Below are 26,521 nucleotides of genomic sequence, written 5' to 3' on the forward strand. Positions count from 1 at the left end.
CTACTCGTACATCCCTTTGGATCCTCCGACAAGGACGGGCGTCACACATCCTCGTCGAAGCGTCCATCGCGCGCCGCTGATCAGGCGGAAAGCGGGACAGGTCGGGCAGGGAAAGCGGGCCAGGCCGGTCGGGAAGGGGCGGGCGGCCGCCGGCCGGCCCGGCGCAGCGGCTCGTCGGGGCATCCGGCAGACGGCGAGAGCCTGCTCTCGCCGAGGGCCCGATCCGGCCCCTTCGGTACGCCCTCCGGGTCCCGGCGCAGCGTGCCGTCGCGCCCGGAGGCCCCGTGTCCGGGTTCGGCGCGTGCAGTCCCCGCCGGTGGGGCGTGGCTGATACTGGAGGGGTTATGGAAACCGTCATCCTTGCTGTAGTCATCGCCGTGGTCGTGCTCGGCGCGATCGGCGGGCTCGTCGTCAGCGGCCGCAAGAAGAAGCAGCTGCCGCCGTCCCCGCCGGCCGCCCCTTCGGCGCCCGCCACTCCCTCCGTCACCGCACCTCCCGCCGAACCGCACATCGGCGAGGAGGCCGAAACCCCCCACGACGAAGAACGCCGCACCATCGAAGAGGTCGGACTGCCCGAGGCCGCCGAGGCCGAGGTGCCGACCGTCACGCCCGAGGTGCCGGCCGTCGAGGTCCCCGAGCCGACGGCCGGCCGTCTGGTCCGGCTGCGCGCCCGGCTCTCCCGTTCCCAGAACACCCTGGGCAAGGGCCTGCTCACCCTGCTCTCCCGGGAGCACCTCGACGACGAGACCTGGGAGGAGATCGAGGACACCCTGCTGACCGCCGACGTCGGCGTCACCCCCACCCAGGAGCTCGTCGAGCGCCTGCGCGAGCGGGTCAAGGTCCTGGGCACCCGCACCCCCGAGGATCTGCGCGCACTGTTGCGCGAGGAGCTGCTCACCCTCATCGGCACCGACGCCGACCGCTCCGTCCACACCCACAACGGCATCGGCACCAACGGTGACGAGATCCCCGGCGTCGTGATGGTCGTCGGCGTCAACGGCACCGGCAAGACCACCACCACCGGCAAGCTCGCCCGCGTCCTGGTGGCCGACGGCAAGTCCGTCGTTCTCGGCGCCGCCGACACCTTCCGCGCGGCCGCCACCGACCAGCTCCAGACCTGGGGTGAGCGGGTCGGCGCCCGGACCGTCCGCGGACCCGAGAACGGCGACCCCGCCTCGGTCGCCTACGACGCGGTGAAGGAAGGTATCGCCGAGGGCGCCGACGTCGTCCTGATCGACACCGCCGGTCGGCTGCACACCAAGACCGGCCTGATGGACGAGCTCGGCAAGGTCAAGCGGGTCGTCGAGAAGCACGGCCCGGTCGGCGAGGTGCTCCTGGTCCTGGACGCCACCACCGGGCAGAACGGTCTCGTCCAGGCCCGGGTGTTCGCCGAGGTCGTGGACATCACCGGCGTGGTCCTCACCAAGCTCGACGGCACCGCCAAGGGCGGCATCATCGTCGCCGTCCAGCGCGAACTGGGCGTCCCGGTCAAGCTGGTCGGCCTGGGCGAGGGCGCGGACGATCTCGCGCCGTTCGAGCCCGAGGCGTTCGTCGACGCGCTGATCGGCTGACCCGGGCCCGGGGCACCGCGCCCCCGGCAGCCCTCGGCCCCCGGCCCCCGTACGCGGCGGGCACCGGGGGCCGACGCCTGTCCCGGGACGGTATACGGCGACCGGCCCGGCCACCGCGGAGCGTCAGGCGCACACCCGGGCGCAGAGATAGGCCAGGGTGCCCACCACCAGGCGGGCCTGCGGGGGGTTGCCCGCGGAGTCCAGAGTGGGCGGGCGCAGCCAGCGCATGGGGCCCTGGCCGGCGTGGTCGGAAGGGGGCGCGGTGATGTGGTCGCCGCCGCCGAGGGGGCGCAGGTCCAGGTCGGCGTCGTCCCAGCCGGTGCGGTAGAGCAGCCCCGGCAGATCGGCGGCCGCCCCGGGGGCGACGAAGAAGAGCGCGCGCTGGTCGGGGGTGGCGGCCACCGGGCCGAGCGGCAGCCCCATCCGCTCCAGACGGGCCAGCGCGCCGCGGCCCGCCGCCTCGGGGACGTCGAGGATGTCGAACCGCCGGCCCACCGGCAGCAGCACCGCCGCCCCCGGTGTCCGCGCCCAGGCCGCCGCGGCCTCCTCCAGCGTCGCCCCGGCCGTCAGCTCCTTGGCGAAGTCCAGCGGATGCGCGCCGGGAGCCGGGCAGCCGGCGGCGCCGCACGAACAGTCCGCGCGGCCGCCGGCGGAGCGGACCGCGCGGGCGCCGGGGACCACGTCCCAGCCCCACAGCCCGGTGTACTCCGCCACCGCCGTGATCTCCGACGAGCGGGCGCGGCGCCGTGAGCCGGTCCTGATCTCCCGGATGCCGCCGATCGTGAAGCCCATGCTCCCTCCAACGGGTGCTGCCTGCCTGTGGTTACGAGCCGTGGGCCGCCCGACGGAACCCCAACTGCCGCACCGTGCACCGCCGTCGGCGGCCGGCGGTACCGGTGGTGCGGCGCGGTGTGGCGGGGCGCGCCGGGTGGTGCGGTACGGACCGCACACCCTGGTGCGCTCCGTTCCGCCCGGTCCCTTCCGACCCGTGTCAAGTCAATCGTGAGAGGCTGCCGGGCAGTTCATTCAAAGGGGTGGCGAATGGTGGCGTTTCTGCAATCGGCCTCGCGAGGGGCGTGATCGTAGGATTACTTTCGGTGCGCGAACTCCCGAGAGGCATCGGTCGCACGGGTATGCCGGTGGCAATGCACCGCTCGGGCACGGGCCGGAAGGTGTGGCCGCCGGACGTGATCGGGTAGATGTACGCGGACAGTCGTCGCAACGGGCGGCGGGCTGTACAGGGTTCGCACCAAGCACCGAGGACCTCATCACTGCACCGAGGACCTCTCGGGATCGAGCACCTACCGGGATGGGGGCTTCCACGTGGCCGGCAACGGCGGCACCGGCGGCACCGACGCCGTCAAACGACCCAACGCACAACTGGGTTCGTGGTTCATGCGCAGCGGCTGGTCCAAGGGCGAACTGGCGCGACAGGTCAACCGCCGGGCGCGCCAGATGGGCGCCCACCACATCAGCACCGACACCTCGCGGGTACGCCGCTGGCTCGACGGCGAGCAGCCGCGCGAACCGATCCCCCGGATCCTGTCGGAGCTGTTCTCCGAACGGTTCGGCTGCGTCGTCGGCATCGAGGAACTGGGCCTGCGCACCGCCCACCAGTCGCCCTCCACCTCCGGCGTCGACCTGCCCTGGGCCGGCCCCCAGACCGTCAGCCTGATCAGCGAGTTCTCCCGCAGCGACCTGATGCTGGCGCGCCGCGGGTTCCTGGGCACCTCCCTGGCGCTGGCCGCCGGGCCCACCCTGATCGAGCCGATGCAGCGCTGGCTGGTGCCGGTGCCCGCGGGCCAGGGCGGCGCACCGGCCGGGCAGGACCGCGCCCCGCGGCCCGCCCGCCTGTCCCGCCCCGAGCTCGAACTCCTCGAATCGACCACCGCGATGTTCCGCCAGTGGGACGCCCAGTGCGGTGGCGGGCTGCGCCGCAAGGCGGTCGTCGGCCAGCTCCACGAGGTCACCGACCTCCTCCAGGAGCCGCACTCCGATGAGATCTCCCGGCGGCTGTTCAAGGTTGCCGCCGAGCTCGCCGAGCTGGCCGGCTGGATGAGCTACGACATCGGGCTCCAGCCCACCGCGCAGAAGTACTTCGTGCTGGCGCTGCACGCCGCCAAGGAGGCCGGCGACCGCCCCCTGGGCTCGTACATCCTCTCCAGCATGAGCCGGCAGATGATCCACCTGGGCCGGTCCGAGGACGCCCTCGAACTGATCCACCTCGCCCAGTACGGCAGCCGGGAGACCGCCACCCCCCGCACCCAGGCGATGTTGTATGCGATGGAGGCCCGCGCCTACGCAGGGATGGGCCAGCCCAGCAAGGTCAAACGGGCCGTGCGGATGGCCGAGGACACCTTCGGCGACGCCCTGCCCGGCGAGCCCGAGCCGGACTGGATCCGCTTCTTCTCCGAGGCCGAGCTGAACGCGGAGAACGCCCACTCCTACCGCGATCTGGCCTATGTCGCCGGCCGCAGCCCCACCTACGCCTCGCTCGCCGAGCCCGTCATGCAGCGCGCGGTGGAACTGTTCGGCAAGGACCCCGAGCACCAGCGGTCGTATGCGCTCAACCTCATCGGGATGGCCACCGTCCATCTGCTCCAGAAGGAACCGGAGGCCTGCGCGGCGATGGCGCAGCGGGCGATCCCGTTCGCCAAACAGGTCCGCTCCGAGCGGGTCAACACCCGGCTGCGCAAAACGGTGGACACCGCGGCCCGCGAGTACTCCGGCGTCGCCGAGGTGCGCCGGTTGAGCGAGGAGCTCGCCCGCCAGCTGCCCGACCACGCGGCGGAGGCCGTCTGACCCGGCGCTTCGCCCCCAGGCCCCCGGCCGCGGCCGCCGCCCCGTACAGCCCGACTCGGCTTCCCCACGCCAGGTCACGCGGGCGGCAGCCGCGGCCGGGCTTCCCCTTTTTGCGCCTAAGCCGGCGCCGCTTTCGCGGAGGTGGTTGCTCTCCGTGGGGGTTGCTCCATTGATGGTTGCGGTGGGTTGAACCGGCGGGTGGGGGCCGATGAACGGGCGAGTGGGAGCCGAGATCGCAGTTCACCTTCGCGTAACACACATGGCGCCTTCGTCACTGCCGTGAAACACCCGCAAGGTTTGGCCGAAACCACCCTGCGACAACCTCATCGCGAAGTCGGCCCACCAGGACCCCTCCCCGCACGGGCCGCATCGACGACGAGGAGACGCCGATGCCCCCAGGCATCCTGACGCTTGCCGCAGACAAGGTGACCCTGAGCCCGGCCAACACCGGGTTCATGCTGATCAGCTCCGCACTGGTGATGGTCATGACGCCGGCTCTGGCCTTCTTCTACGGAGGGATGGTCCGGGTCAAAAGCGTGCTCAACATGCTGATGATGAGCTTCATCAGCCTGGGCATCGTGACCATCCTGTGGGTCCTGTACGGCTTCGGGCTCGCCTTCGGTACCGACAAGGGCAGCCTCATCGGCTGGGACGGCCACTTCGCCGGACTCAGCGGGATCGGGCTGACCCAGCTGTGGGGCACCACCAACATCCCCATCTACGTCTTCGCGGTCTTCCAGCTGATGTTCGCGGTCATCACCCCCGCGCTGATCAGCGGCGCGCTCGCGGACCGGGTGAAGTTCACCGCCTGGGCGCTGTTCATCGCCCTGTGGGTGACCGTCGTCTACTTCCCCGTCGCCCACTGGGTGTGGGGCGACGGCGGCTGGCTGTTCAAGCTGGGGGTCATCGACTTCGCGGGCGGCACCGCCGTCCACATCAACGCCGGTGCGGCCGCGCTCGGCGCGATCCTGGTGGTCGGCAAGCGCATCGGCTTCAAGAAGGACCCGATGCGGCCGCACAGCCTGCCCCTGGTGATGCTCGGCGCCGGACTGCTGTGGTTCGGCTGGTTCGGCTTCAACGCCGGCTCCTGGCTCAACAACGATGACGGAGTGGCCGCGGTCGCCTTCGTCAACACCCAGGTCGCCACCGCCGCCGCGATGCTCGGCTGGCTCGCCTACGAGAAGCTGCGGCACGGCTCGTTCACCACGCTGGGCGCGGCCTCCGGCGCGGTCGCCGGACTCGTCGCCATCACCCCGGCCTGCGGCTGCGTCAGCCCGCTCGGCGCCATCGCGGTCGGCGTGATCGCCGGCGTCCTGTGCGCCATGGCCGTCGGCCTGAAGTACAAGTTCGGCTACGACGACTCCCTGGACGTCATCGGCGTCCACCTGGTCGGCGGTGTCACCGGCTCGCTGCTGATCGGACTGTTCGCCACCGGCGGCGTCCAGAGCACGGCCAAGGGCGTGTTCTACGGCGGCGGCTGGGACCAGATGGGCAAGCAGGCCGTCGGAGTGGTCAGCGTGCTGCTGTACTCGCTCGTCGTCTCCTTCATCCTTGCCAAGGCCATCGACCTGGTGATGGGCTTCCGGATCGGTGCGGACGAGGAGATCGCCGGCATCGACCAGGCCGCACACGCCGAGACGGCATACGACTTCACCGGCGCCGGCGGCGGCGCGATGGCCCGCAAGGGCCCGGCACTCGGCGAGACCCTGACGAAGAAGGTGGACGCGTGAAGCTCATCACGGCAGTAATCAAGCCGCACCGGCTGGACGAGGTGAAGGACGCCCTGCAGTCCTTCGGCGTGCACGGTCTGACCGTCACCGAGGCCAGCGGCTACGGCCGGCAGCGCGGCCACACCGAGGTCTACCGCGGCGCCGAGTACACCGTCGACCTGGTACCCAAGATCCGTATCGAGGTGCTGGTGGAGGACGCCGACGCGCACGAACTGCTCGACGTCATCGTCAAGGCCGCCCGCACCGGGAAGATCGGCGACGGCAAGGTATGGAGCGTCCCGGTCGACGACGCGGTCCGGGTACGGACCGGGGAGCGCGGCCCCGACGCGCTCTAGTGCGCCCAAACCGGCGCCGCTTTCGCGGAGGTGGTTGCTCTCCGTGGGGGTTGCTCAATTGATGGTTGCGGTGGGTCGGTCGGATCGGGCCGGCCCACCGCGAACGACGCGGCCTTGGAGCATCTCTTGACCGACAGTGCCGACGACACCGGCGGGTACCCCGCCGCCCGCCTGCGCCTCCTCCAGGACGGCGCCGCGACCGGGCCGGGCCGGCGGGCCGCCCTGGCCCGCCTGACCGACGACTGGCTCGCCGCGCTCCTGGACCGCGCCGCCACCGAGGCGGGCGTCACCGGCGTCGCCCTGGTCGCCGTCGGCGGCTACGGACGCGGTGAACTCTCCCCGCGCAGCGACCTCGACCTGCTCCTGCTGCACGACGGGCGCGCCGACACCGGCGCCGTCGCCAAACTCGCCGACCACCTCTGGTACCCGGTGTGGGACCTCGGCCTCGACCTCGACCACTCCGTGCGCACCCCCGCCGAGGCCCGTACCGCCGCCCGCGACGACCTCAAGGTGCAGCTGGGCCTGCTGGACGCCCGCCACCTGGCGGGCGACCCGGAACTGACGGCCTCCGTGCGCACCGCCGCCTACGCCGACTGGCGCGAGAGCGCCCCCAAACGGCTGCCGGAACTCCACGACCTGTGCCAGGAACGCGCCGCCCGCCAGGGCGAGCTGCAATTCCTCCTCGAACCCGACCTCAAGGAAGCCCGCGGCGGACTGCGGGACGCCACCGCGCTGCGGGCCGTCGCCGCCTCCTGGCTCGCCGACGCCCCGCGCGGCGGCCTGGAGGCCGCCCGCACCCGTCTCCTGGACACCCGCGATGCGCTGCACCTGGTGACCGGCCGCGCCACCGACCGGCTCTCCCTCCAGGACCAGCCCCAGGTCGCCGACGCGCTCGGCGCCGCGGACGCCGACATCCTGCTGCGCGAGACCTACGAAGCCGCCCGCACCATCTCCTACGCCGCCGACGTCACCTGGCGCGAGGTCGGCCGCGTCCTGCGCTCCCGCTCCGTGCGGCCCACCCTGCGCGGACTGCTCCCGGGCCGCGCGGCGAACCGCGTCGAGCGCTCACCGCTCGCCGAGGGCGTCGTCGAACTCGACGGGGAGGCCGTGCTGGCCCGCGCCGCCCGGCCCGAACGCGACCCCGTCCTGGTACTGCGCGCCGCGGCCGCCGCCGCCCAGGCCGGGCTGCCGCTGGCCACCCACGCCATCCGCCGCTGCGCCGCCGCAGCGGACGTCCGCCCGCTGCCCGAGCCCTGGCCGGCCGAGGCCCGTGACGAGCTGGTGACCCTGCTGGGTGCGGGCGCCCCCACCGTGCCCGTATGGGAGTCCCTGGAGGCCGAGGGCGCGCTGCCGCGGCTGCTGCCCGAATGGGAGCGGGTGCGCTGCCACCCCCAGCACAACCCCGTCCACACCTGGACCGTCGACCGCCACCTGGTCGAGACCGCGGTCCGCGCCGCCGCCCTGACCCGCCGGGTGCACCGCCCCGACCTGCTGCTGATCGCCGCGCTGCTGCACGACATCGGCAAGGGGCTGCCCGGCGACCACTCCGTCGCCGGCGCCGACCTCGCCCGCACGATCGCCGCCCGGCTCGGCTTCGAGGCACGCGACACCGAGGTGATCGCCGCCCTCGTCCGCCACCACCTCCTGCTCATCGAGACCGCCACCCGCCGCGACCTGGACGACCCGGCCACCGTCGGCGCGGTCGCCGACGCCGTCGGCGACACCGGCACCCTGGAGCTGCTGCACGCCCTGACCGAGGCCGACGCGCTGGCCACCGGCCCCGCCGCCTGGAGCACCTGGCGCGCCGGACTCGTCGCCGACCTCGTCGGGCGGGTCGCCGCACGGCTCGCCGGCGAGGCCGAACCGGACACCGGCGGCGCCGACGAGCCCACCGCGGAGCAGGAGCGGCTGGCCGTGGAGGCCGGGCGCATCCGCGGCCCGGTCCTGGCCCTGCACACCCGCGCCGAGGCGCCCGCCGAGGACGGCGCCGCCCCGCCCGTCGGCGTGGAACTGCTGATCGCCGTCCCCGACCAGCCCGGAGTGCTGCCCGCCGCGGCCGGCGTACTGGCCCTGCACCGCCTGACCGTCCGCGCCGCCGACCTGCGCACCCTGGACCCGATAGGGGACGGCCGCGTCCTCCTGCTCAGCTGGCGGGTGGCCGCCGAATACGGCTCCCTGCCGGACGCCGACCGGCTGCGCGCCGACCTGGTCCGCGCCCTGGACGGCTCCCTGGACATCCCCGCCCGCCTCGCCGAACGCGAACGCGCCTACGCCCGCCGCACCCGCCCCGCCCTGGCCCCGCCCCCCAGCGTCACCGTCGCCCCCGGCACCTCCCGTACGGCGACCGTCATCGAGGTACGGGCCCAGGACGCGCACGGTCTGCTGCACCGGATCGGGCGGGCGCTGGAGGGCGCCGGGGTCTGCGTCCGCAGCGCCCACATCAGCACGCTCGGCGCCAACGCCGTCGATGCGTTCTATGTGACCGGCACCGACGGGCGCCCCCTGTCCGAGGAGGCGGCGCGGCAGCTCGCGGAGGCGGTGCAGGGCGCGCTGCTCTGATACGGCCCGTACGGGTCCGGCCCGGTCCGCTTGCGGGTGCGGATACCCTAGAAGCCGACCGACCCCGCCCCCGACCCCGAGGATCGACGACCGCCGTGTTCGATACGCTTTCCGACCGCTTGGCGAGTACTTTCAAAAACCTCCGGGGCAAGGGCCGCCTGAGCGAGGCGGACATCGACGCCACGGCGCGCGAGATCCGTATCGCCCTGCTCGAGGCCGATGTCGCCCTCCCGGTGGTCCGGGCCTTCATCAAGCAGGTCAAGGAGCGGGCCACCGGCGCCGAGGTCTCCCAGGCCCTCAACCCCGCCCAGCAGGTCATCAAGATCGTCAACGAGGAGCTCATCGGCATCCTCGGCGGCGAGACCCGGCGGCTGCGCCTGGCCAAGCAGCCCCCGACCGTCATCATGCTGGCCGGTCTCCAGGGCGCCGGTAAGACCACGCTGGCCGGAAAGCTCGGCCGCTGGCTCAAGGGCCAGGGCCACAGCCCCCTGCTGGTCGCCTGCGACCTCCAGCGCCCCAACGCCGTGGGCCAGCTCCAGGTCGTCTCCGAGCGCGCCGGCGTCGCCTTCTACGGACCCCAGCCGGGCAACGGTGTCGGCGATCCGGTGCAGGTCGCCAAGGACTCCGTCGAGCACGCGCGGACCAAGCAGTACGACGTCGTCATCGTCGACACCGCCGGCCGCCTGGGCATCGACCAGGAGATGATGCAGCAGGCCGCGGACATCCGCGACGCGATCGGCCCCGACGAGGTCCTCTTCGTCGTCGACGCCATGATCGGCCAGGACGCGGTCAACACCGCCGAGGCCTTCCGCGACGGCGTCGGCTTCGACGGCGTGGTCCTGTCCAAGCTGGACGGCGACGCCCGCGGCGGTGCCGCGCTCTCCATCGCGCACGTCACCGGCAAGCAGATCATGTTCGCCTCCAACGGCGAGAAGCTCGACGACTTCGACGCGTTCCACCCGGACCGCATGGCGTCGCGCATCCTGGGCATGGGCGACATGCTCAGCCTCATCGAGAAGGCCGAGCAGACCTTCAGCCAGGCCGAGGCCGAGAAGATGGCGGCCAAGCTGGCGAAGGGCCCCAAGGAGTTCACCCTCGACGACTTCCTGGCCCAGATGGAGCAGGTCAGGAAGATGGGCTCCATCTCCAAGCTGCTCGGCATGCTGCCCGGTATGGGGCAGATGAAGGAGCAGATCAACAACCTCGACGAGCGCGAGGTGGACCGCACCGCCGCGATCATCAAGTCCATGACGCCGGCCGAGCGCCAGGACCCGACGATCATCAACGGCTCGCGGCGCGCCCGTATCGCCAAGGGTTCCGGCGTCGACGTCTCCATGGTCAAGAGCCTGGTCGAGCGGTTCTTCGACGCCCGCAAGATGATGTCGCGGATGGCCCAGGGCGGCGGCTTGCCGGGCATGCCCGGGATGCCCGGCATGGGCGGCGGCGCCGGCCGCAAGAAGAAGCAGGTCAAGCAGGCCAAGGGCAAGCGCAAGAGCGGCAACCCGATGAAGCGCAAGGCCGACGAGGAGGCCGCGGCCGCCCGCCGCGAGGCCGGCCAGTCCGGCAGCCCCTTCGGTCTTCCGCAGGGCGGCCAGCAGCCGCAGGACTTCGAACTCCCGGAGGAGTTCAAGAAGTTCATGGGCTGAGCCCGGATCGTCGCAGCCCCCGGTCGTGAGGCCGGGGGCTTGCGTATGCCCGCCGGCTACCGGGTCCGCGCGATCACGTACCGGAACACGTTCGGCATCCAGACCGTGCCGTCCGCCCGCTGATACGGGTGCAGCGCCTCGCCGAGCTCCTTCTCCACCTGCTGCCGCTCGGTCACCTCCAGCGCCGCGTCGAAGACGCCGGTCGACAGCAGCCCGCGCACCGCGCTCGCCGCATCCGCGTACCCGAACGGGCAGGCCACCCGCCCCGAACCGTCCGGTCGCAGGCCCGCCCGCTCCGCCAGGTCCTCCAGGTCGTCGCGCCCGCTGGGCCGCCAGCCGGCGGCCGTCGGCGGGGGATCGGCCAGCCGCCGCGCCACCACCCGCAGCACCCCGGCCGTGGCGCACCGCTCCACCGGGCCCCAGCCGCCCAGCACCACGGCGCTGCCGCGTTCCGCCAGGGCGGCCGCCGCGGTCAGCGCCGCCGCCGGCTCCTGGTCGGCGTTCCCGCAGCCCGGCGGATGGAACGCGGTGATCACGTTGCACCGCGCCCGGTGGGACAGGCCCTCCGGGGACGCGGCCGCCGCGGGCCCGCCGCACACCAGCCGGGCCGCCCGCGGCCCGCCGTCCGGTGACAGCCGCTCGCGCGCCAGCGCCAGCCGGAACGCGTCCGTATCCACCCCGCTGACCTGCGCACCACGCGCCGCCGCCAGCAGCAGCGCCAGCCCCGACCCGCAGCCGAGCCCCAGCAGCCGGGTGCCCGTACCGATGCCCAGCCGGTCGTACGCGGCGTCGTACAGCGGCACCAGCATCCGCTCCTGGATCTCGGCCCAGTCCCGGGCCCGCGCCCGTGCACCGGCCGGATCGGAAAGTCCCTGACCGCGCAGGGAGGCGGAGGAGTCCGCGGGCTGGTGCCGCACGAGGGTGGGTGACATCGAATGCGCCCCTATTCGCCGAGAACCGTGGATCCGTGCCGATTCAGTGCCGATCGCCCCCCGGTGCCGCGTGTTGTGCGCCCCCGCAATCCAGACAACTGCGCATCCGTCCGGCCGTCCAGGGGGTGCGCCGGGGTTGTCTCCCGCGCGCCCCCATGTGCGCCGGGCCGACGGCCGTGAGCGCCGTTCCAGCCTGCCCCGGCCCACGCCGTTTCGCTACGCCGACGGGTGCAGGCGCCGCCCTTCCGGTTCGCGGGGAGCCGCCCGGCGGCCCTACGGTGGGACCCCTGCCGTGAGCCGCGGCGCGTCCGCCGTGAACGCCGTCCGGAGGGCGTGCGGATTGCTCCGTGCGGCGTACGCCCGGCTTGCGCGCCCCTGGGCGCCTTCGGGGGAGACCGCCGAAAACTGACTGGTACGTGCAATTTATTTGGGATGCCCCGGAATCGGAACACTGGGCGACCCCGGCTCGTTGTCACGACGTGAGCACGACACCGCCTGTTCTCGCCGCCGAGCTGGCGCTCGCCTGGGCCGATATTCAACGGCACCACCCCGAGCTGCCGGACCTGGCCGCGCCCGAGTCCCTGATCGGAGAGTCCTCGTCCGCCTGTGGCGCCGAGCTCTCCTTCGAACGGCTGCTCCACGAGGCAGTCCACGGCATCGCCGCCGCACGCGGCATCCGCGACACCTCCCGGGCAGGCCGCTATCACAACCGCCGGTTCCTGGCGATCGCCGAGGAGCTGGGCCTGGACCATGTCGACGAACCGCATCCCAGCAGCGGCTTCTCCCTGGTCACGCTCAGCCCCGAGGCGCGGCGGCGCTATCGCCCCACCATCGAGCGTCTCTCCAGAGCCCTCAAGGCCCATACCGCCGCCACCGCCACCGACACCACCCGCAGCTTCCGCGGCCCGGCCGCCCGGCACGGCTCCTCCGGGGGCGGCGTCCGCGTCAAGGCCGTCTGCGACTGCGGGCGCAACGTCCGGGTCGTCCCGTCCGTGCTGGCGCAGGCGCCGATCGTCTGCGGCGGCTGCGGCAAGCCCTTCCGCATCCCCGAGGTGGCCGCGGTCGGCTGACCGCACCGCGTGTGGCACAATGGCCAGCTGTACTCGACAGCCGCACAGGACCCCTCTCTCCTCCGGCTGACGCGTCCATCGGGCACCCGAGTACCGCAACCCCACGTGGCATCCCGTTGTGCCCAACCACGTCAAGACCAGGAGACACCACTCCCGTGGCAGTCAAGATCAAGCTGAAGCGTCTGGGCAAGATCCGTTCGCCTCACTACCGCATCGTCGTCGCCGACTCCCGTACCCGCCGTGACGGCCGGGCCATCGAGGAGATCGGCCTGTACCACCCGGTGCAGAACCCCTCGCGCATCGAGGTCGACTCCGAGCGTGCGCAGTACTGGCTGGGCGTCGGCGCCCAGCCGACCGAGCCGGTTCTCGCCATCCTGAAGAAGACCGGCGACTGGCAGAAGTTCAAGGGCGAGCCCGCCCCGGCGCCGCTGCTGGTCGCCGAGCCGAAGGCCGACAAGCGCGCCCTCTTCGAGGCCGCCGCCAAGGCCACCGGCGACGAGCCGAAGGGTGAGGCCATCACCCCGAAGGCGAAGAAGGCCGACAAGAAGACGGACGAGGCCGAGGCCGCGTCCTCCTCCGAGTCGACCGAGGCCTGAGCATGCTCGAGGAAGCCCTCGAGCACCTCGTCAAGGGCATCGTCGACAACCCCGACGACGTGCAGGTGGCATCGCGCACCCTGCGCCGCGGGCGCGTACTCGAGGTCCGGGTGCACCCCGACGACCTCGGCAAGGTGATCGGCCGCAACGGCCGTACCGCCCGCGCGCTGCGGACCGTCGTGGGCGCCATCGGCGGGCGGGGCATCCGCGTCGACCTGGTCGACGCGGACGACGTCCGCTGACACGTTGAACACCGGCTCGGGCCGGGGAGGGCCTTCGGGGCCGTCCCCGGCCCGTTGCCGTGGACCCCACAGAAGGAATTCCCCGTGCAACTGGTAGTGGCCCGCATCGGCCGCGCCCACGGCATCAAGGGCGAGGTCACCGTAGAGGTACGCACCGACGAGCCCGAACTGCGGCTCGCCCCCGGGGCCGTCCTCGCCACCGATCCGTCCTCGGCCGGACCGCTGACCATCGCGACCGGCCGCGTCCACAGCGGCCGGCTGCTGCTGCGCTTCGAGGGCGTCGCCGACCGCACCGCCGCCGAGGCGCTGCGCAACATCCTGCTGATCGCGGAGGTCGACCCCGACGAGGTCCCCGAGGACCCCGAGGAGTTCTACGACCACCAGCTGATCGACCTCGACGTCGTCACCCGCGACGGCACCATGGTCGGCCGGATCACCGAGGTCTCCCATCTGCCCTACCAGGACCTGCTGATCGTCAAGCGGCCCGACGGTGCGGAGGTCATGATCCCGTTCGTCTCCGAGATCGTCCCGGAGATCGACCTGGAGGAGCAGCGCGCGGTCATCGACCCGCCGCCCGGCCTGCTCGACCCCGCACAGGCCGAGATCGCCTCGAGCCGCGAGGACACCTGATGCGGCTCGACGTCGTCACGATCTTCCCCGAGTACCTCGAGCCGCTGAACGTCTCCCTCGTCGGCAAGGCCCGCGCCCGCGGACAGCTCGACGTGCGCATCCACGACCTGCGGGAGTGGACCCACGACAAGCACCACACCGTCGACGACACCCCCTACGGCGGCGGCCCCGGCATGGTCATGAAGCCCGACCCCTGGGGCGAGGCGCTCGATACGGTGCTGGCCTCCGGCGAGGGCGAGCCCGTCCTCGTCGTGCCCACCCCCAGCGGGGTGCCCTTCACCCAGCAGCTCGCCGTCGAACTCTCCGCCAAGCCCTGGCTGGTCTTCACCCCGGCCCGCTACGAAGGCATCGACCGCCGCGTCATCGAGGAGTACGGCGACCGCCTCGACGTGCGCGAGGTGTCCATCGGCGACTACGTCCTGGCCGGCGGTGAGGCGCCCGTCCTCGTCATGGTCGAGGCCATCGCCCGGCTGCTGCCCGGCGTCCTCGGCAACGCCGCCTCCCACCAGGACGACTCCTTCGCCCCCGGGGCGATGGCCGACCTCCTGGAAGGCCCCGTCTACACCAAGCCCCCCGAGTGGCGCGGCCGGACGATCCCCGACGTGCTGCTCAGCGGTCACCACGGCAAGATCGCCCGCTGGCGGCGCGACGAGGCGTTCCGCCGTACCGACGCCAACCGCCCCGACCTGATCGAGCGCGCCGACCCGGCCGCCTTCGACAAGAAGGACCGCGACATCCTCGCCGCGCTGGGCTGGACGCAGGGAACGGACGGCCGATTTGGGCGCACCGGCGAGGCCGTGGAAGAATAGGCCGCTGCTGTGTGCGTCCGGCGCGCGCCCCTGCCACAGGGGGAACGACGCCCGCCCGACGGAACGGCAACACGATCATCTCTTCACTATCCCGTTGATGACCTGTGGCATCAGCGAAGAAAGCAGTAGGTCATGCACCTTCTCGACTCCGTCGACTCCGCAGCGCTGCGCAGCGACATCCCGGCCTTCCGCCCGGGTGACACCGTCAACGTCCACGTCCGCGTCATCGAGGGCAACCGCTCCCGTGTGCAGCAGTTCAAGGGCGTCGTCATCCGCCGTCAGGGCTCGGGCGTGCGCGAGACCTTCACGGTCCGCAAGGTCAGCTTCTCCGTAGGCGTCGAGCGCACCTTCCCGGTGCACACCCCGATCGTCGAGAAGATCGAGGTCGTCACCCGCGGTGACGTCCGCCGCGCCAAGCTGTACTACCTGCGTGAGCTCCGCGGCAAGGCCGCGAAGATCAAGGAGAAGCGCGACAACTGAGCGCCGCCGCCCCGGACCGCGATTTTTTGCGCCGGAGCAACGGAAGACCCAGCTCACGTACGGCGTCCGGGACCGGCCGGATAGGCTCAGGGCCCGATGGACACCGACGCACAGCTCCCGGAGCGCGACCTCTCTCCCACCCCCGACCAGGGGCCGGAGCAGCGGTCGCGCTCCGCGCGTTTCCTGGCACCCCTGGCCGGCCTGGGCCGCCGGCCGGTCGCGCTCCTCGCGTGCTGCCTCGCCTTCCTGTTCCTGCTGAGCAGCTTTGTCATCCAGCCCTTTCTGATCCCCAGCTCCTCCATGGAGAACACCCTGCACATCGGGGACCGGGTGCTGGTCAACAAGCTGGCGTACCGTTTCGGCGGCACCCCCCGGCGGGGCGATGTCGTGGTGTTCGACGGCACCGGGTCCTTCGTTCACAGCAACACGGGGGACAATCCCGTCACGGCCCTGGTGCGCGGGGCCGGCGCGGCACTGGGCCTGGCCCGGCCCGCGGACACCGACTACGTCAAACGGGTGATCGGGGTCGGCGGCGACCACGTGACCTGCTGTGACGAACGGGGGCGGATCAAGGTGAACGGCAAGGCCGTCAGCGAGGGCTATCTCCACCCGGGGGACGCACCGTCCTCGGTGGACTTCGACATCGTGGTGCCGGAAGGAAAGCTGTGGGTGATGGGCGACCACCGAGCCAGATCCAGCGATTCCCGCGACCACCTCGGTGACCCCGGCGGCGGCACCGTACCCGTCGACGAGGTGATCGGCCGGGCCGACTGGATCAGCTGGCCGTTCGACCGCTGGACCGCCCTGCACACCCCGGACGCCTTCGACGCCATACCCGCCCCGGCAGGTCCCCATGGGTAACCGCGGCAAGCCCCGCCACGGGCGGCAGGCCACCACCACGACCAGCTCCCGGGCCCCGGGCACCGCGGCGGAGCCGGCGCCGCCCCGCCCCGCGCCCGCCTTCGACGAGCCGGCGAAGAGCGCGCCCGTGAACGATGCGCCCCGGACCGGCGGCCGGGCCGACCGGCGCCGCCAGGCCAAGCGCATCAAACGCCGCAGACAGCGCTCCTACCTCAAGGAAATCCCCATCCTCATCGGGGTGGCGCTGGCCATCGCCCTGGTACTGAAGACCTTCCTGGTCCAGGCATTCGTGATCCCGTCGGGCTCGATGGAGAACACGATCAAGATCGGCGACCGGGTGCTGGTCGACAAGCTGACCCCCTGGTTCGGCGCCAAGCCCCAGCGCGGCGATGTCGTCGTCTTCAAGGACCCCGGACACTGGCTGCCCGCGAACGAGAAGAGCCGCATCGGCGGCGAACCCCCGGTGGGCGTCAAGCAGTTCAAGGACTTCATGACCTTCATCGGGCTGCTGCCCTCCGCCGACGAGAAGGACCTGATCAAGCGGGTGATCGGGGTCGGCGGGGACACCGTCAAATGCTGCGACGCACAGGGCCGGGTCACCGTCAACGGCACCCCGCTCAGCGAAAAACCGTACGTCCACCCCGGAAACCCGCCCTCCACGCTGAAATTCACCGTCGCCGTCCCCACCGGACGGATCTTCGTGATGGGCGACCACCGCTCCGACTCCGCCGATTCGCGCTTCCATCTGGACGAGCCGTACCGTGGCACGGTCTCGGAGGACAACGTCGTGGGCCGGGCCGGCTGGATCGCCTGGCCGTTCAGCCACTGGCGGCGCCTGGAAGAGCCCGACACCTTCGCCACGGTGCACGACGCGCCGGGCGCCACAGCCGCGTCCGCACAGGTGACGCATAGGCTGTACCCCGAGAGTTTGGCTGTACTCCCGACCCCTGCGGAACTCCCGCTCGTTATGGGAGTGGTGGGCCTGCACCGGCTCAGGTGCAGGCGAGTGCGTGGAGTGAGGAGCAGATGTGGGGGACTTGGCGGTCGGCGCGCGGTCCGGAACCGAAGAGCCCGAAGAGCCGGCGGGGCAGGATGAGCCCTCGCACCAGGCGGCGAGTTCCGTGCATCAGCCACAGTCGCAGTCACGGCGGACGGCGGTGGACAAGGAAGAGGACGTCGGCGTGAAGAAGGCAAAGAAGCCACGCGCCTTCTGGAAGGAGCTGCCGATCCTCATCGGCATCGCGCTCCTGCTCGCCCTGCTGATCAAAACGTTTCTGGTGCAGGCGTTCTCGATCCCCTCCGACTCCATGCAGGACACCCTCCAGCGCGGGGACCGGGTGCTCGTCGACAAGCTCACCCCGTGGTTCGGCTCCAAGCCCCAGCGCGGCGAGGTCGTCGTCTTCCACGACCCGGGCGGCTGGCTCAACGAAACCCCCACCCCCGAGCCCAACCCGGTCCAAAAGGTCCTCAGCTTCATCGGCCTGATGCCCTCGGCCGAGGAGAAGGACCTGATCAAGCGGGTCATCGCGGTCGGCGGCGACACCGTGGAGTGCCATGGCACCGGCCCGGTGAAGGTCAACGGCAAGGCGCTCCAGGAGAGCTCGTACATCTACCCCGGTGCCACGCCCTGCGGCGACCGCGCCTTCGGCCCGATCAAGGTCCCCAAGGACCGCATCTGGGTCATGGGCGACCACCGCGACGACTCCCTCGACTCGCGCTACCACCAAAACCTCCGGGGCGGCGGCACGGTCTCGGTCGACGAGGTCGTCGGCCGCGCCTTCACCATCGCCTGGCCCGTCAACCGCTGGGCGACGCTGCCGGTGCCCGACACCTTCGACCAGCCCGGCATCGACAAGGCCATGGCAGCGGCCCCGGCCGCCATGGGTCTGGCCGGTGCGGTGCCGATCGTGCTGTGGCGCCGCCGGCGGCTCACCGGGGACCGATCCTCCGAGGACCGTCCCCAAGCGCTGACCAAGGAGCGGTCCGGGTACTGACCCGGGAGCGTTACCCCAGGTAGGGTGCCGTCCCAGATCTTCGAACGCGGGTATCGCCCGCAGGGTGGGAGCGCTGGGATGAGCAGCAGTACGCAACGCAGGACGGACGGCCGCGGCCGGACCATGGGCAGTACGCTCTCGGGTCTGGCCGTGGCCGTCGGCTGTGTGCTGTTCCTTGGCGGTTTCGTGTGGGCGGCGGTGCTCTACCGCCCCTACACGGTGCCGACCGACTCGATGTCGCCGACCATCGCCGTCGGGGCCCGGGTCCTGGCCGAAAAGGTCGACGGCTCCGAGATACGCCGCGGCGACATCGTCATCTTCAAGGACACGACCTGGGGCGACCTGCCCATGGTCAAGCGCGTCGTCGGGCTCAGCGGCGACCACATCGCCTGCTGCACCAAGCAGGGCAGGCTCACCATCAACGGCAAGCCCGTCGAGGAACCGTATCTGCACGGCCACGGCCCCGCCTCGCCCATCGGCTTCAAGGCCACCGTCCCCACCGGCCGGCTCTTCCTCCTCGGCGACCACCGCAGCGACTCCCTCGACTCCCGCGTCCACCTCACCGACAGCGACCAGGGCTCCGTTCCGCGCACTGCCGTCCAGGCCCGCGTCGACGCCCGCGCCTGGCCGCTGGGGAGCATCGGCGTGATGCAGCGCCCCGCCGACTTCGCCGCACTTCCCGGCGGCATCTCACAGCCCGGCCCCGTACAGCCCATCGCCCTCACGGTCGTCGCGGGCGCGGTCCTCATCCTCGGCGGCGCCGCCTACGGCCCGGTCGCCCGGCGCCGGACCCGCCGGGCCCGCGCCGATGGCTGACCGGCCCGGACGTGTGACCGGTCACGGCGACACGGCCGACCGGCCCGGATCCACGACCGGTCGCGACGAAACCGCAGACCGGCCCGCCGCGATCCGCCGGGTCTCCCGCGTCGTCCTGCTCGATCCCGACGACCGGATCCTGCTCCTGCACGGCTTCGAACCGGACGACCCCTCCGACACCTGGTGGTTCACCCCCGGAGGCGGCGTGGAAGGCACCGAGACCCGCGAGGCGGCCGCCCGCCGCGAACTCGCCGAGGAAACCGGCATCACCGACGCCGTCCTCGGCCCGGTCCTGTGGAAACGCCGCTGCTCGTTTCCGTTCGACGGGCGGCGCTGGGACCAGGACGAGTGGTATTACCTGGGACGTACGGACCGTACCGCCACCGATATGGCAGGACACACGGAACTGGAGCGACGCAGCGTCTCGGGACTGAGGTGGTGGACCGCGGAGGAACTGTCCGCGGCACATGAGACGGTGTATCCGACCAGACTCGCCGAGCTGCTGCGCACACTGCTCGACGAAGGACCCCCGAGTGCGCCGGTGCTCCTGGAGACCGAGCGAGCCTGACGCACAATGGGGGGACGCACGGCTGAAGGGGATCTGCCATGAGCGCCGAGGACCTCGAGAAGTACGAGACCGAGATGGAGCTGAAGCTCTACCGGGAGTACCGCGACGTCGTCGGGCTGTTCAAATACGTGATCGAGACCGAGCGTCGCTTCTACCTCACCAATGACTACGAAATGCAGGTGCACTCGGTGCAGGGCGAGGTCTTCTTCGAGGTCTCGATGGCTGACGCCTGGGTCTGGGACATGTATCGCCCGGCCCGTTTCGTCAAGCAGGTGCGCGTCCTGACATTCAAGGACGTGAACATCGAGGAGCTCAACAAGAGCGACCTCGAACTGCCCGGGAGCTGAGGCACGGGGCCGGCGTGGGGCCGGCTCGGGGCCCGGCTCGGGTGTTCGCGGGCGGTTCCCGCGGTGCCGGCGGCGCCGCCCGTGCCCCCTGCGGGTGACGGAGTTATCCACAACCGACCGCTTATCCACCAAGATCCACAGTGATCGCGCGGAGGCGTCACATTCGGTGCCGGAGGTGGTACCGAATGAACACCACGCAGACCGGCCACGGGGCCGGGGATACCGCGCGCACCGCGCATGACAGGCCGAAGGAAGGGCCGGAGACCGTTGGGCCCGCGGGGCGCCGGCGAGCGCTCGGACGCTACGGCGAGGACCTGGCGGCCCGGCGGCTGGTCGACGCCGGAATGCGCATCCTGGACCGCAACTGGCGCTGCCGCGACGGCGAGATCGACATCGTGGCCGCCGACGGCGATGCCCTGGTCATCTGCGAGGTGAAAACCCGCCGCGCGGCGTTATACGAACACCCCATGGCGGCCGTACGGCCCGAGAAGACCGAGCGGCTGCGCCGCCTGGCCGAGCGCTGGCTCGAACGACACGGCGGCCCACCGCCCGGCGGCGTCCGCATCGATGTCATCGGAGTCCTGCTCCCGGCCCGCGGTGCCCCCGTGGTCGAGCACGTACGGGGGGTGGCGTGATGGGATTCGCCCGCACCTGCTCCGTCGCCCTGGTCGGCGTCGAAGGCGTCGTGGTCGAGGTCCAGGCCGACCTGGAGCCGGGCGTCGCCGCCTTCACCCTGGTCGGCCTCCCCGACAAAAGCCTGGTCGAATCCAAGGACCGGGTCCGCGCGGCCGTGGTGTTCCCTGTCAAGTCAATCTGTTCAGCTCTAGGTGGCCGCCCGGGGCCTCGATGCTTGAAGAGTCACCTCGGGGTTGGTGGGCGCCGCCACCACCGCGGCTCAATCACAGCTCGCAGCTTCCTGGCGTATGCGTAGTGACGCCTTTCCTTCAAAAGGGCGATTACTTCCAGTAGCCAGCCCTCATCGCGAGAAAGGCTGATGAGATAGAGCAATACGTCGGCGTCATCCCGCATCTCTGCTGCTTTGAGACTGGTGAGGAACTCCGAAACTTCTGGCGCCGAACGTCCGCGAAGGCTGGCAGAGAGAATTTCCCCGATGAACGGCGATCCCCCGTCGGTGCGGATTGTCTCGATCAGGCTCACAAGGTCTGGGATGGGGCGATGCTGGACGCCGAGGTTGATCAATCCCACCGCCTTTTCGGGATGGTGGTGCTCGGCTTCCTTCACCAGAGCTGCCATGCGCGCGATCGAGGAGTCCTTCAGGACGAGACGGATGAGGCGCCCGCCGATGTCGAGTCCTGCGTCCTCCGCCATAGTGAGGACGTCATTTGCGGAGCGTGCCGAAGCCGCTCTCAGCAGTCGATCTAGTTCCTCCGTGTGGCCAGCATTTCGAAGCCGCCTGGCAACGGCTCCTACCTGTGTCGGCGGCAGCTCTCTGCCGAGGGCCTCAGGTTCAACCATCTGCAGCAGATACTCGAGCTCTGTCGCCTTCGAGGGCTCCGCAGCCGCCGTGGCCGAAGGCGCAGTGCCTTCCGCAGGACCTTGGCAGGCCACCAGGATCTCTTGGGCCACCGTGCCGCGGTAGTCGCGACTTCGTGGATCGGCGAGCGCTTGCCTCATCGCGAGGCATTCGCTGCGCCATCTGCCCTCATCGCAGAATTCGCTCGGCAGCGGGGTCCCTGCAGAGGCTGCGTGGTCACGGCATGCCTTGACCAGCGCCAGGACATGCTCGTCCTTTGGCGCGGTCCTTCCGTTCAGCTTGTCGTCGATCGTGGATCTGGGCATCGCCCAGCGTTGCCCTTGCTGTCTGGTCAGACGCACCAGCTGGTCGAGTGATGGCTGGCCGGCGAGTGTTCTCAACTCGCGGAGTGCCGATGCCACGACTTGGATCGGACCCTTCGGGTCATCTGCCGTTCGCATGCGGTGTCCCTTGCGTCGGCTGCAGCCTCTGATGGATCAAGCCTAGGAGCGGCGATGTCCGGGTTCATCCGGAATGCTGTCCGAACGGTCGTTCGGGATGGTCTTTTGAAGGAGACCACCCGCTGTTGGGGTGACTGACCCTGAAAGGACCGGCTGTGACCCGCACTCTCCCGCTCGCAGCTGCTGTCGGACTCACCACTAGCGCGGTGGTGTCTCACAGCACCGTTGCTGTGACGCTGGCCGTCTGCCTCGTCGGCGTCGGTGTCGTGCTCGGCTGCGTCGTCCTGCTGCTCTTGGCGGTGACCTCCGTCTGGTCCAGCCAGCCGGAGCGCCGCAAGAACGCGTTCAAGGTTCTCAACCGTCTCCTGTCGTTCGCCCACAAGGTCATCCGTCCCAAGGGGCGTCGTCGTCCTCGACCAGCCCCGCAGGGACAGCCACCCCAGGCCGCCGGGCGAGCCAGGCGCCGTCGGAGGACCCTTCCCGGCGATCAGTAACGCGGCGGATGTGAATCAACGAGCCCGAGCCCTGGCAATCGCCGGGGCCCGGGCATCCATCCCGTTGCTCTTCTCAGGCTTGATCGTGGGAGCGCCGCCAATGGACCGTTCGAGGCGGCCCGCTGGCGGCACTCGTGTTTCCGGGAGATCTGTCCCTGTCTGTCCCTGGGGCCTGGGCTGCTTGGTTCAGTGGCGACCGAGAGCTCGGGTCATCCAGCCGGCTTCGCGCCACGGGTCGGGGTTGAGGGTGCCGCGGCCGTCGATGACCTTGGGGTTGTGGGCGAGGGTGGCGAGCTGCTTGGGATCGATGTGGGCGAACTGCGGCCACTCGGTCAGGTGGATGAGGAGGTCGGCGTCCTCGACGGCGGCGACGGGGTCGTCGGCGTAGTCGAGCTCGGGGTGGACCTTGCGGGCGTTGTCGAGGGCCTTGGGGTCGGTGACGGTGACGGTGGCGCCAAGGTCGTGGAGCTGCTGAGCAACGGCCAAGGCGGGTGAGTCGCGGATGTCGTCGGTCTCGGGCTTGAAGGCGGCGCCCCAAACCGTGATGCGCTTGCCGCGCAGGTCGCTGCCGAGCATTTCGCGGGCGAGGTCAATGACGCGCTGCCGGCGCCGAGTGTTGACGGCGTCGGCTTCGCGGAGGATGCCAACGGCCTCGTCGGCGCCGAGCTCGCCAGCTCGGGTGATGAATCCGCGGAGGTCCTTGGGCAGGCAGCCGCCGCCGAAGCCGAGGCCGGGCCGCATGCCGCGGCGGCCGATGCGGATGTCGTGGCCGAGGACGTCGGCGAGCTCAGTGACGTTGGCGCCGGACTTCTCGCAGACCTCGGACATCGCGTTGATGAAGGAGATCTTGGTGGCGAGGAAGGAGTTCGCGGCGCCCTTGGCGAGCTCGGCGGTGGCCCAGTCGGTGACGATCGTCGGCGTCCCCGCGTCGATGATCTTCGCGAACGCCTGCCGCAGCAGCAGCTCGGCCCAGGAGTTTTCCGTGTTGAAGCCGAGGACGAGCCGGTCGGGTCGGAGGGTGTCCTCGACCGCGAAGGACTCGCGTAGGAACTCGGGGTTCCAGGCGACCTCGACGAGGTCCCCGCAGGGTGCGTGTTCGCGCAGGAGTTCGGCGACGCGGGGTGCGGTGCCGACGGGGACGGTCGACTTGACCGCGACGACTGCCGGCCGGGTCAGGCCGGGGGCGAGCTTGGTGACGGCGTCGAAGAGGTAGGTCAGGTCGTAGGCGCCGGTGGCGGTCTGCTGCGGGGTGCCGACGCCGACGAAGTGCAGGTCGGCGAACTCGGCGGCCTCGGCGTAGGAGGCGGTGAACTTCAGTCGGCCGGTGGCGGTGTGTTTGGCGAGAAGATCGTCCAGGCCGCGTTCGAAGATCGGGGCCTTGCCGGAGTTGAGGGTGTGGACCTTGTCGATGTCCAAGTCCATGCCCAGGACCTCGTGGCCGAGCTCGGCCATGCAGGCCGCGTGGGTGGCGCCGAGGTAGCCGCATCCGATGACGGTCATCTTCATGAGCGGGGTGTCCCTTCGGGTGGGGCCGCCGGAGCCGGCCCCACCCTGCCCCGCCCAGAAGGGCGGGAAGATCAGGCGGGCCGGGCGGCCAGATAGCGGTTGATCCCGTCCCTGATGAACGGCGGGATCGTGAGGATGTCGAGGTGTTCGGAGGCGAAGAACTGGAGCTTGACGCCCTCCGACAGCGGCAACGTCGTCTCGTCGCCGTTCCAGGTGACGGAGAAGAAGCTGATGATCTGCCCGGAGCCGTGCTCATCGCGGATCTCGAACAGTTCGGCCAGGTGCTCGACGGTCAGGCCGGCTTCTTCGTCGAGTTCGCGGACGATCGCCGCGGCCGGGGTCTCGCCGGGGTCGCAGCCGCCGCCCAGCAGGCTCCAGTGGGCGGGCCAGGCGATGTGGGACAGGTCGTCGCGCAAGTGGAGGAGGAGGTCACCGCGACGATTGGCGATGATCGCGACAGCGCCGCGGGCGGCGGCCGGCTCCTCGGCCGTGGTGGTGTCGGAGTGCATTCCGACACGCTAGTGGGGCAGTTGGGGATCATGCGGCAGCCTTGACCGACTGATCCGAAAGCCAGACGGCGGCCATGAGGGCCTGCATGCGGGTGCGGTCGAACCGGCTGCCAGGCTTCAAACCCCCCTCGAGAAGGGGGCGGAAGGCCGACGGTGCGTCGGTGAGGGCGGTGTTGATCTGGGCGTCCGTCCAGGCCGCGAGGTCACCGTTGAGCCAGGACGGGACGGGGCTGGCGAAGCCGAGCTTGTCCCTGCTGCCCCAGACCTCCTCTGGCAAGCCGATGACTTTCGCGGCGTCCCGCAGGATCCGCTTGCCCTGGGCCGGGTCGGTGATCTTGTAGTCGACCGGCAGGCGGTAGGAAAACTCGACCAGGTCCCTGGCCAAGTAGGGAGACCGGCGCTCGAGCGCGTAGGCGGAGGCGAGTTTGTCGCTGGTCATCACCAGCGGCCGCCAGGCCGTGGCCAGGTCCGCCAGCGTCAGCCCGCGGGCAAGGTCACCGCCGGCCCTGACCATCGCATCCGCGACCAGGTCACGGATCCGCCCGTCCGGGTCAGGGCCGCGCAGAACAAGGCGGGTGACCTCCTCTGCCGGACCGAGGTCTTCCCCGGCAGCGTGCATCAGCTTGGCAGCCAGCGGCCGGTAAGCCTCCAGCCCTGCCTCCAAGACGGCGTCAACCCCGAAGAGGACCAGGGCCTGGCGGACATAGCCCATCAGGAACTCGTCCGGCCCAAGACCGCCGACCACGACCCGCAGGCCCAGGTCGGCGATCTTCCGGTAGGCCATGTGCTCGGAAAACGTGGACGCGTTGCCCATCGGGTAGTCCAGAGCCCGCATCACGTGCGGCAGGGCGGTGGTGAAGTCGACGTGGTCCGGCTCGACCACCACCAGCTCGGCCTTGATGTCCCGGGCGATCACCGCTGCAGTGGAGGACTCATCGAGCCGGTCCTGGCCGCGGTAGCGGACGGTGACACAGACCGGCGGCCGCATCAGATAGGCCAGGACAGCGGAGTCCAGCCCGCCGGACAGCAGGAGCGCGAAGTCGCAGGCCGGCGTTCGCAGCGGGATCTGTTCGGCCAGGATCGTGGAGTACTTTGCCAGAGCCTCGGTGTAAGTGCCGTCGAACGGCGACCGGTCCTCCAGGTGCCACCAGGTCATCTGGTCGATCGACCCGCTGGTGACGTCGAAGGTCAGCAGCGTGGCCGGGGCCAGCAGCTGGATGCCCTGGAACGGGGTGTCGGCCCCGGTCGGCGTCTCGATCGCCACGACCTCCGGACGTAAGACCAAAGGGGCGGGACCGTAGCCAGCCAGCGTGGTCACTTCGGAGGCGAACGCGAGGCGGCCGCCGTCGAGGCGCCAGTAGAGCGGCTTCTCCCCGAGCCGGTCGCGGGCCAGGAACAGCTTGGCGATGCGAGGGTCATAGACCGCCAGGGCGAACATCCCGTCCAGCCCGTCCAGGCAGCTGGGGCCGATCTTGGCCCAGGCCCGCAGTAGAAAGTGGGTATCCGACTCGCGCTCGCCGATCTCGATGCCCCAAGCCGCCGCCTGCTGGCGCCAGTTGTAGATCTCCCCGTTGAAGACCAGCAGCACTCCCGTCGTCCGGTCCAGGTAGGGGCCTGGCATGGCCTGCGGGTCGACGATCAGCAGTGTGTTCATGGCCAGCACCGCCCACCCGTCTGCACTTGCGGTGTGCATCGTGCCATCAGGGCCGCGGTAGTGCTGATAGCGGCCCATGGCCGCGATGGTGGCCTGGTGCCGGACGGCGTCGCCTCCGGCCAGTCCTGCGATTCCGCACATCTGGTTCACCCCCGAGCGTGAAGTCGTGGTGCCTTGGCGGCGGCCGCCGCCGGGAGCCCGTTCCTGCGTCCCGGCGGCGGCCCAGGCCCTCATCACACCGGCCAGCGTGGAGCCCGGGGAGGGCTCGCAGGGGGGCTCACAACTCGCAATCCCGGTTCACCACGAGGTCGCGGGGCAATACCCTCGGTGACCCAACACACGGGCATCGCGCACGACTTTCCGTGCACCGCGAAGTACAACTCTTCGTGTCAAACACGGGTTCGTTTGCATGATGCCCAGAATCTGGTCAAGGGG

The 26,521-nt window shown here is 71.0% G+C and carries 26 protein-coding genes and 1 pseudogene; 21 read left to right on the forward strand and 6 right to left on the reverse strand.

Features of this window, described 5'->3' with window-relative positions; translation table 11 throughout:
• The first annotated feature begins 344 nt into the window (after positions 1 to 344).
• Entirely contained in the window at positions 345 to 1,571 is a 1,227-nt protein-coding gene (gene ftsY, locus B1H19_RS28605; RefSeq protein WP_083107605.1) for a signal recognition particle-docking protein FtsY, read from the forward strand.
• A gap of 123 nt (positions 1,572 to 1,694) precedes the next feature.
• On the opposite strand, the gene B1H19_RS28610 is transcribed toward ftsY, so the two are convergent.
• Positions 1,695 to 2,363 (reverse strand): bifunctional DNA primase/polymerase, encoded by a 669-nt coding sequence (locus B1H19_RS28610; RefSeq protein WP_083107606.1) that lies wholly within the window; start codon positions 2,361 to 2,363, stop codon positions 1,695 to 1,697.
• Between the two features lie 531 nt (positions 2,364 to 2,894).
• On the opposite strand from B1H19_RS28610, the gene nsdA reads away from it, so the two are divergent.
• The 5 genes from nsdA to ffh all read left to right on the forward strand — a co-directional run bounded on the left by nsdA (position 2,895) and on the right by ffh (position 10,643).
• Positions 2,895 to 4,373: a transcriptional repressor NsdA gene (gene nsdA / locus B1H19_RS28615; protein WP_083107607.1), complete on the forward strand. Its 1,479-nt coding sequence runs from the start codon at positions 2,895 to 2,897 to the stop codon at positions 4,371 to 4,373.
• Positions 4,374 to 4,762: 389 nt separating this feature from the next.
• On the forward strand, positions 4,763 to 6,103 hold the full coding sequence (locus B1H19_RS28620; protein ID WP_083107608.1) for an ammonium transporter: 1,341 nt from the start codon (positions 4,763 to 4,765) through the stop codon (positions 6,101 to 6,103).
• Positions 6,100 to 6,438: a P-II family nitrogen regulator gene (locus B1H19_RS28625; protein ID WP_083107609.1), complete on the forward strand. Its 339-nt coding sequence runs from the start codon at positions 6,100 to 6,102 to the stop codon at positions 6,436 to 6,438. Before B1H19_RS28620 ends, B1H19_RS28625 begins: the two co-directional genes overlap by 4 nt.
• A 126-nt stretch (positions 6,439 to 6,564) precedes the next feature.
• Positions 6,565 to 8,997 (forward strand): [protein-PII] uridylyltransferase, encoded by a 2,433-nt coding sequence (locus B1H19_RS28630; protein ID WP_083109926.1) that lies wholly within the window; start codon positions 6,565 to 6,567, stop codon positions 8,995 to 8,997.
• Positions 8,998 to 9,092: 95 nt separating this feature from the next.
• Positions 9,093 to 10,643, forward strand: a complete 1,551-nt coding sequence (ffh, locus tag B1H19_RS28635) for a signal recognition particle protein (RefSeq protein ID WP_083107610.1) — start codon at positions 9,093 to 9,095, stop codon at positions 10,641 to 10,643.
• Between the two features lie 56 nt (positions 10,644 to 10,699).
• On the opposite strand, the gene B1H19_RS28640 is transcribed toward ffh, so the two are convergent.
• On the reverse strand, positions 10,700 to 11,575 hold the full coding sequence (locus B1H19_RS28640; protein ID WP_083107611.1) for an SAM-dependent methyltransferase: 876 nt from the start codon (positions 11,573 to 11,575) through the stop codon (positions 10,700 to 10,702).
• A 479-nt stretch (positions 11,576 to 12,054) separates the two neighbouring features.
• On the opposite strand from B1H19_RS28640, the gene B1H19_RS28645 reads away from it, so the two are divergent.
• From B1H19_RS28645 to B1H19_RS40005, 14 genes and pseudogenes are all read left to right on the forward strand, one after another.
• On the forward strand, positions 12,055 to 12,645 hold the full coding sequence (locus tag B1H19_RS28645) for a hypothetical protein (protein ID WP_083107612.1): 591 nt from the start codon (positions 12,055 to 12,057) through the stop codon (positions 12,643 to 12,645).
• Positions 12,646 to 12,800: 155 nt separating this feature from the next.
• A complete protein-coding gene (gene rpsP, locus B1H19_RS28650; RefSeq protein ID WP_083107613.1) occupies positions 12,801 to 13,241 on the forward strand; it encodes a 30S ribosomal protein S16 in 441 nt (146 codons plus the stop codon).
• A gap of 2 nt (positions 13,242 to 13,243) precedes the next feature.
• Complete coding sequence (locus tag B1H19_RS28655; protein WP_083107614.1) at positions 13,244 to 13,483, forward strand: RNA-binding protein; 240 nt, start codon at positions 13,244 to 13,246, stop codon at positions 13,481 to 13,483.
• Positions 13,484 to 13,567: 84 nt separating this feature from the next.
• Positions 13,568 to 14,113 carry a ribosome maturation factor RimM gene (gene rimM, locus B1H19_RS28660; RefSeq protein WP_083107615.1) on the forward strand — a complete coding sequence of 182 codons (546 nt, stop codon included), beginning with the start codon at positions 13,568 to 13,570 and terminating at the stop codon, positions 14,111 to 14,113.
• Positions 14,113 to 14,922, forward strand: coding sequence for a tRNA (guanosine(37)-N1)-methyltransferase TrmD (gene trmD, locus B1H19_RS28665; RefSeq protein ID WP_083107616.1), 810 nt, complete (start codon positions 14,113 to 14,115; stop codon positions 14,920 to 14,922). The genes rimM and trmD overlap by 1 nt, the downstream gene beginning before the upstream one ends.
• A gap of 132 nt (positions 14,923 to 15,054) precedes the next feature.
• Positions 15,055 to 15,402: a 50S ribosomal protein L19 gene (gene rplS / locus B1H19_RS28670; protein ID WP_083107617.1), complete on the forward strand. Its 348-nt coding sequence runs from the start codon at positions 15,055 to 15,057 to the stop codon at positions 15,400 to 15,402.
• A 96-nt stretch (positions 15,403 to 15,498) separates the two neighbouring features.
• Positions 15,499 to 16,263, forward strand: a complete 765-nt coding sequence (gene lepB, locus B1H19_RS28675; RefSeq protein WP_083107618.1) for a signal peptidase I — start codon at positions 15,499 to 15,501, stop codon at positions 16,261 to 16,263.
• Positions 16,256 to 17,359 (forward strand): signal peptidase I, encoded by a 1,104-nt coding sequence (gene lepB / locus B1H19_RS28680; protein ID WP_083107619.1) that lies wholly within the window; start codon positions 16,256 to 16,258, stop codon positions 17,357 to 17,359. Before lepB (B1H19_RS28675) ends, lepB (B1H19_RS28680) begins: the two co-directional genes overlap by 8 nt.
• Positions 17,292 to 18,257: a signal peptidase I gene (lepB, locus tag B1H19_RS28685; RefSeq protein WP_418361479.1), complete on the forward strand. Its 966-nt coding sequence runs from the start codon at positions 17,292 to 17,294 to the stop codon at positions 18,255 to 18,257. The genes lepB (B1H19_RS28680) and lepB (B1H19_RS28685) overlap by 68 nt, the downstream gene beginning before the upstream one ends.
• Positions 18,258 to 18,335: 78 nt before the next feature.
• Entirely contained in the window at positions 18,336 to 19,073 is a 738-nt protein-coding gene (lepB, locus tag B1H19_RS28690) for a signal peptidase I (protein ID WP_083107620.1), read from the forward strand.
• On the forward strand, positions 19,066 to 19,641 hold the full coding sequence (locus B1H19_RS28695; protein WP_083107621.1) for an NUDIX hydrolase: 576 nt from the start codon (positions 19,066 to 19,068) through the stop codon (positions 19,639 to 19,641). The genes lepB (B1H19_RS28690) and B1H19_RS28695 overlap by 8 nt, the downstream gene beginning before the upstream one ends.
• Positions 19,642 to 19,679: 38 nt before the next feature.
• Positions 19,680 to 19,988, forward strand: coding sequence for a DUF2469 domain-containing protein (locus tag B1H19_RS28700; protein ID WP_005311352.1), 309 nt, complete (start codon positions 19,680 to 19,682; stop codon positions 19,986 to 19,988).
• Between the two features lie 185 nt (positions 19,989 to 20,173).
• The gene (locus B1H19_RS28705) at positions 20,174 to 20,623 is read left to right on the forward strand and encodes a YraN family protein (protein WP_237289541.1); all 450 of its coding nucleotides are present in this window, start codon (positions 20,174 to 20,176) and stop codon (positions 20,621 to 20,623) included.
• Positions 20,623 to 20,784, forward strand: a pseudogene (locus B1H19_RS40005) (magnesium chelatase domain-containing protein); the annotation flags it as partial. The gene B1H19_RS28705 and the pseudogene B1H19_RS40005, both read left to right, overlap by 1 nt.
• A 62-nt stretch (positions 20,785 to 20,846) precedes the next feature.
• Here B1H19_RS40005 and B1H19_RS38875 read toward each other — a convergent pair.
• Complete coding sequence (locus B1H19_RS38875; protein WP_159028144.1) at positions 20,847 to 21,884, reverse strand: hypothetical protein; 1,038 nt, start codon at positions 21,882 to 21,884, stop codon at positions 20,847 to 20,849.
• 194 nt (positions 21,885 to 22,078) lie between these two features.
• Here B1H19_RS38875 and B1H19_RS38880 point away from each other — a divergent pair, with 194 nt between their 5' ends.
• Complete coding sequence (locus B1H19_RS38880) at positions 22,079 to 22,417, forward strand: hypothetical protein (protein ID WP_159028145.1); 339 nt, start codon at positions 22,079 to 22,081, stop codon at positions 22,415 to 22,417.
• A gap of 186 nt (positions 22,418 to 22,603) precedes the next feature.
• Here B1H19_RS38880 and B1H19_RS28720 read toward each other — a convergent pair whose 3' ends face one another.
• From B1H19_RS28720 to B1H19_RS28730, 3 genes are all read right to left on the reverse strand, one after another.
• Positions 22,604 to 23,923, reverse strand: coding sequence for a UDP-glucose dehydrogenase family protein (locus B1H19_RS28720; protein ID WP_083107624.1), 1,320 nt, complete (start codon positions 23,921 to 23,923; stop codon positions 22,604 to 22,606).
• Positions 23,924 to 23,994: 71 nt separating this feature from the next.
• On the reverse strand, positions 23,995 to 24,432 hold the full coding sequence (locus B1H19_RS28725; protein ID WP_083107625.1) for an NUDIX domain-containing protein: 438 nt from the start codon (positions 24,430 to 24,432) through the stop codon (positions 23,995 to 23,997).
• A gap of 28 nt (positions 24,433 to 24,460) precedes the next feature.
• Positions 24,461 to 26,227, reverse strand: coding sequence for an asparagine synthetase B family protein (locus B1H19_RS28730; protein ID WP_159028146.1), 1,767 nt, complete (start codon positions 26,225 to 26,227; stop codon positions 24,461 to 24,463).
• Between the last annotated feature and the right edge of the window lie 294 nt (positions 26,228 to 26,521).

The sequence above is a fragment of the Streptomyces gilvosporeus genome (assembly GCF_002082195.1).
Lineage (GTDB): Bacteria > Actinomycetota > Actinomycetes > Streptomycetales > Streptomycetaceae > Streptomyces > Streptomyces gilvosporeus.

What these genes read in the sequence shown, in the direction of transcription:
- B1H19_RS28640 (WP_083107611.1), bottom strand. Translation starts at nt 11,575, where the DNA reads ATGTCACCCACCCTCGTGCGGCACCAGCCCGCGGACTCCTCCGCCTCC.
- B1H19_RS28730 (WP_159028146.1), bottom strand. Translation starts at nt 26,227, where the DNA reads ATGTGCGGAATCGCAGGACTGGCCGGAGGCGACGCCGTCCGGCACCAG.
- B1H19_RS28655 (WP_083107614.1), top strand. Translation starts at nt 13,244, where the DNA reads ATGCTCGAGGAAGCCCTCGAGCACCTCGTCAAGGGCATCGTCGACAAC.
- lepB (WP_083107620.1), top strand. Translation starts at nt 18,336, where the DNA reads ATGAGCAGCAGTACGCAACGCAGGACGGACGGCCGCGGCCGGACCATG.
- B1H19_RS28720 (WP_083107624.1), bottom strand. Translation starts at nt 23,923, where the DNA reads ATGAAGATGACCGTCATCGGATGCGGCTACCTCGGCGCCACCCACGCG.
- B1H19_RS28725 (WP_083107625.1), bottom strand. Translation starts at nt 24,432, where the DNA reads ATGCACTCCGACACCACCACGGCCGAGGAGCCGGCCGCCGCCCGCGGC.
- trmD (WP_083107616.1), top strand. Translation starts at nt 14,113, where the DNA reads ATGCGGCTCGACGTCGTCACGATCTTCCCCGAGTACCTCGAGCCGCTG.
- lepB (WP_083107619.1), top strand. Translation starts at nt 16,256, where the DNA reads ATGGGTAACCGCGGCAAGCCCCGCCACGGGCGGCAGGCCACCACCACG.
- B1H19_RS28700 (WP_005311352.1), top strand. Translation starts at nt 19,680, where the DNA reads ATGAGCGCCGAGGACCTCGAGAAGTACGAGACCGAGATGGAGCTGAAG.
- B1H19_RS28610 (WP_083107606.1), bottom strand. Translation starts at nt 2,363, where the DNA reads ATGGGCTTCACGATCGGCGGCATCCGGGAGATCAGGACCGGCTCACGG.
- rplS (WP_083107617.1), top strand. Translation starts at nt 15,055, where the DNA reads ATGCACCTTCTCGACTCCGTCGACTCCGCAGCGCTGCGCAGCGACATC.
- B1H19_RS28705 (WP_237289541.1), top strand. Translation starts at nt 20,174, where the DNA reads ATGAACACCACGCAGACCGGCCACGGGGCCGGGGATACCGCGCGCACC.
- B1H19_RS28695 (WP_083107621.1), top strand. Translation starts at nt 19,066, where the DNA reads ATGGCTGACCGGCCCGGACGTGTGACCGGTCACGGCGACACGGCCGAC.
- lepB (WP_083107618.1), top strand. Translation starts at nt 15,499, where the DNA reads ATGGACACCGACGCACAGCTCCCGGAGCGCGACCTCTCTCCCACCCCC.
- ftsY (WP_083107605.1), top strand. Translation starts at nt 345, where the DNA reads ATGGAAACCGTCATCCTTGCTGTAGTCATCGCCGTGGTCGTGCTCGGC.
- B1H19_RS28620 (WP_083107608.1), top strand. Translation starts at nt 4,763, where the DNA reads ATGCCCCCAGGCATCCTGACGCTTGCCGCAGACAAGGTGACCCTGAGC.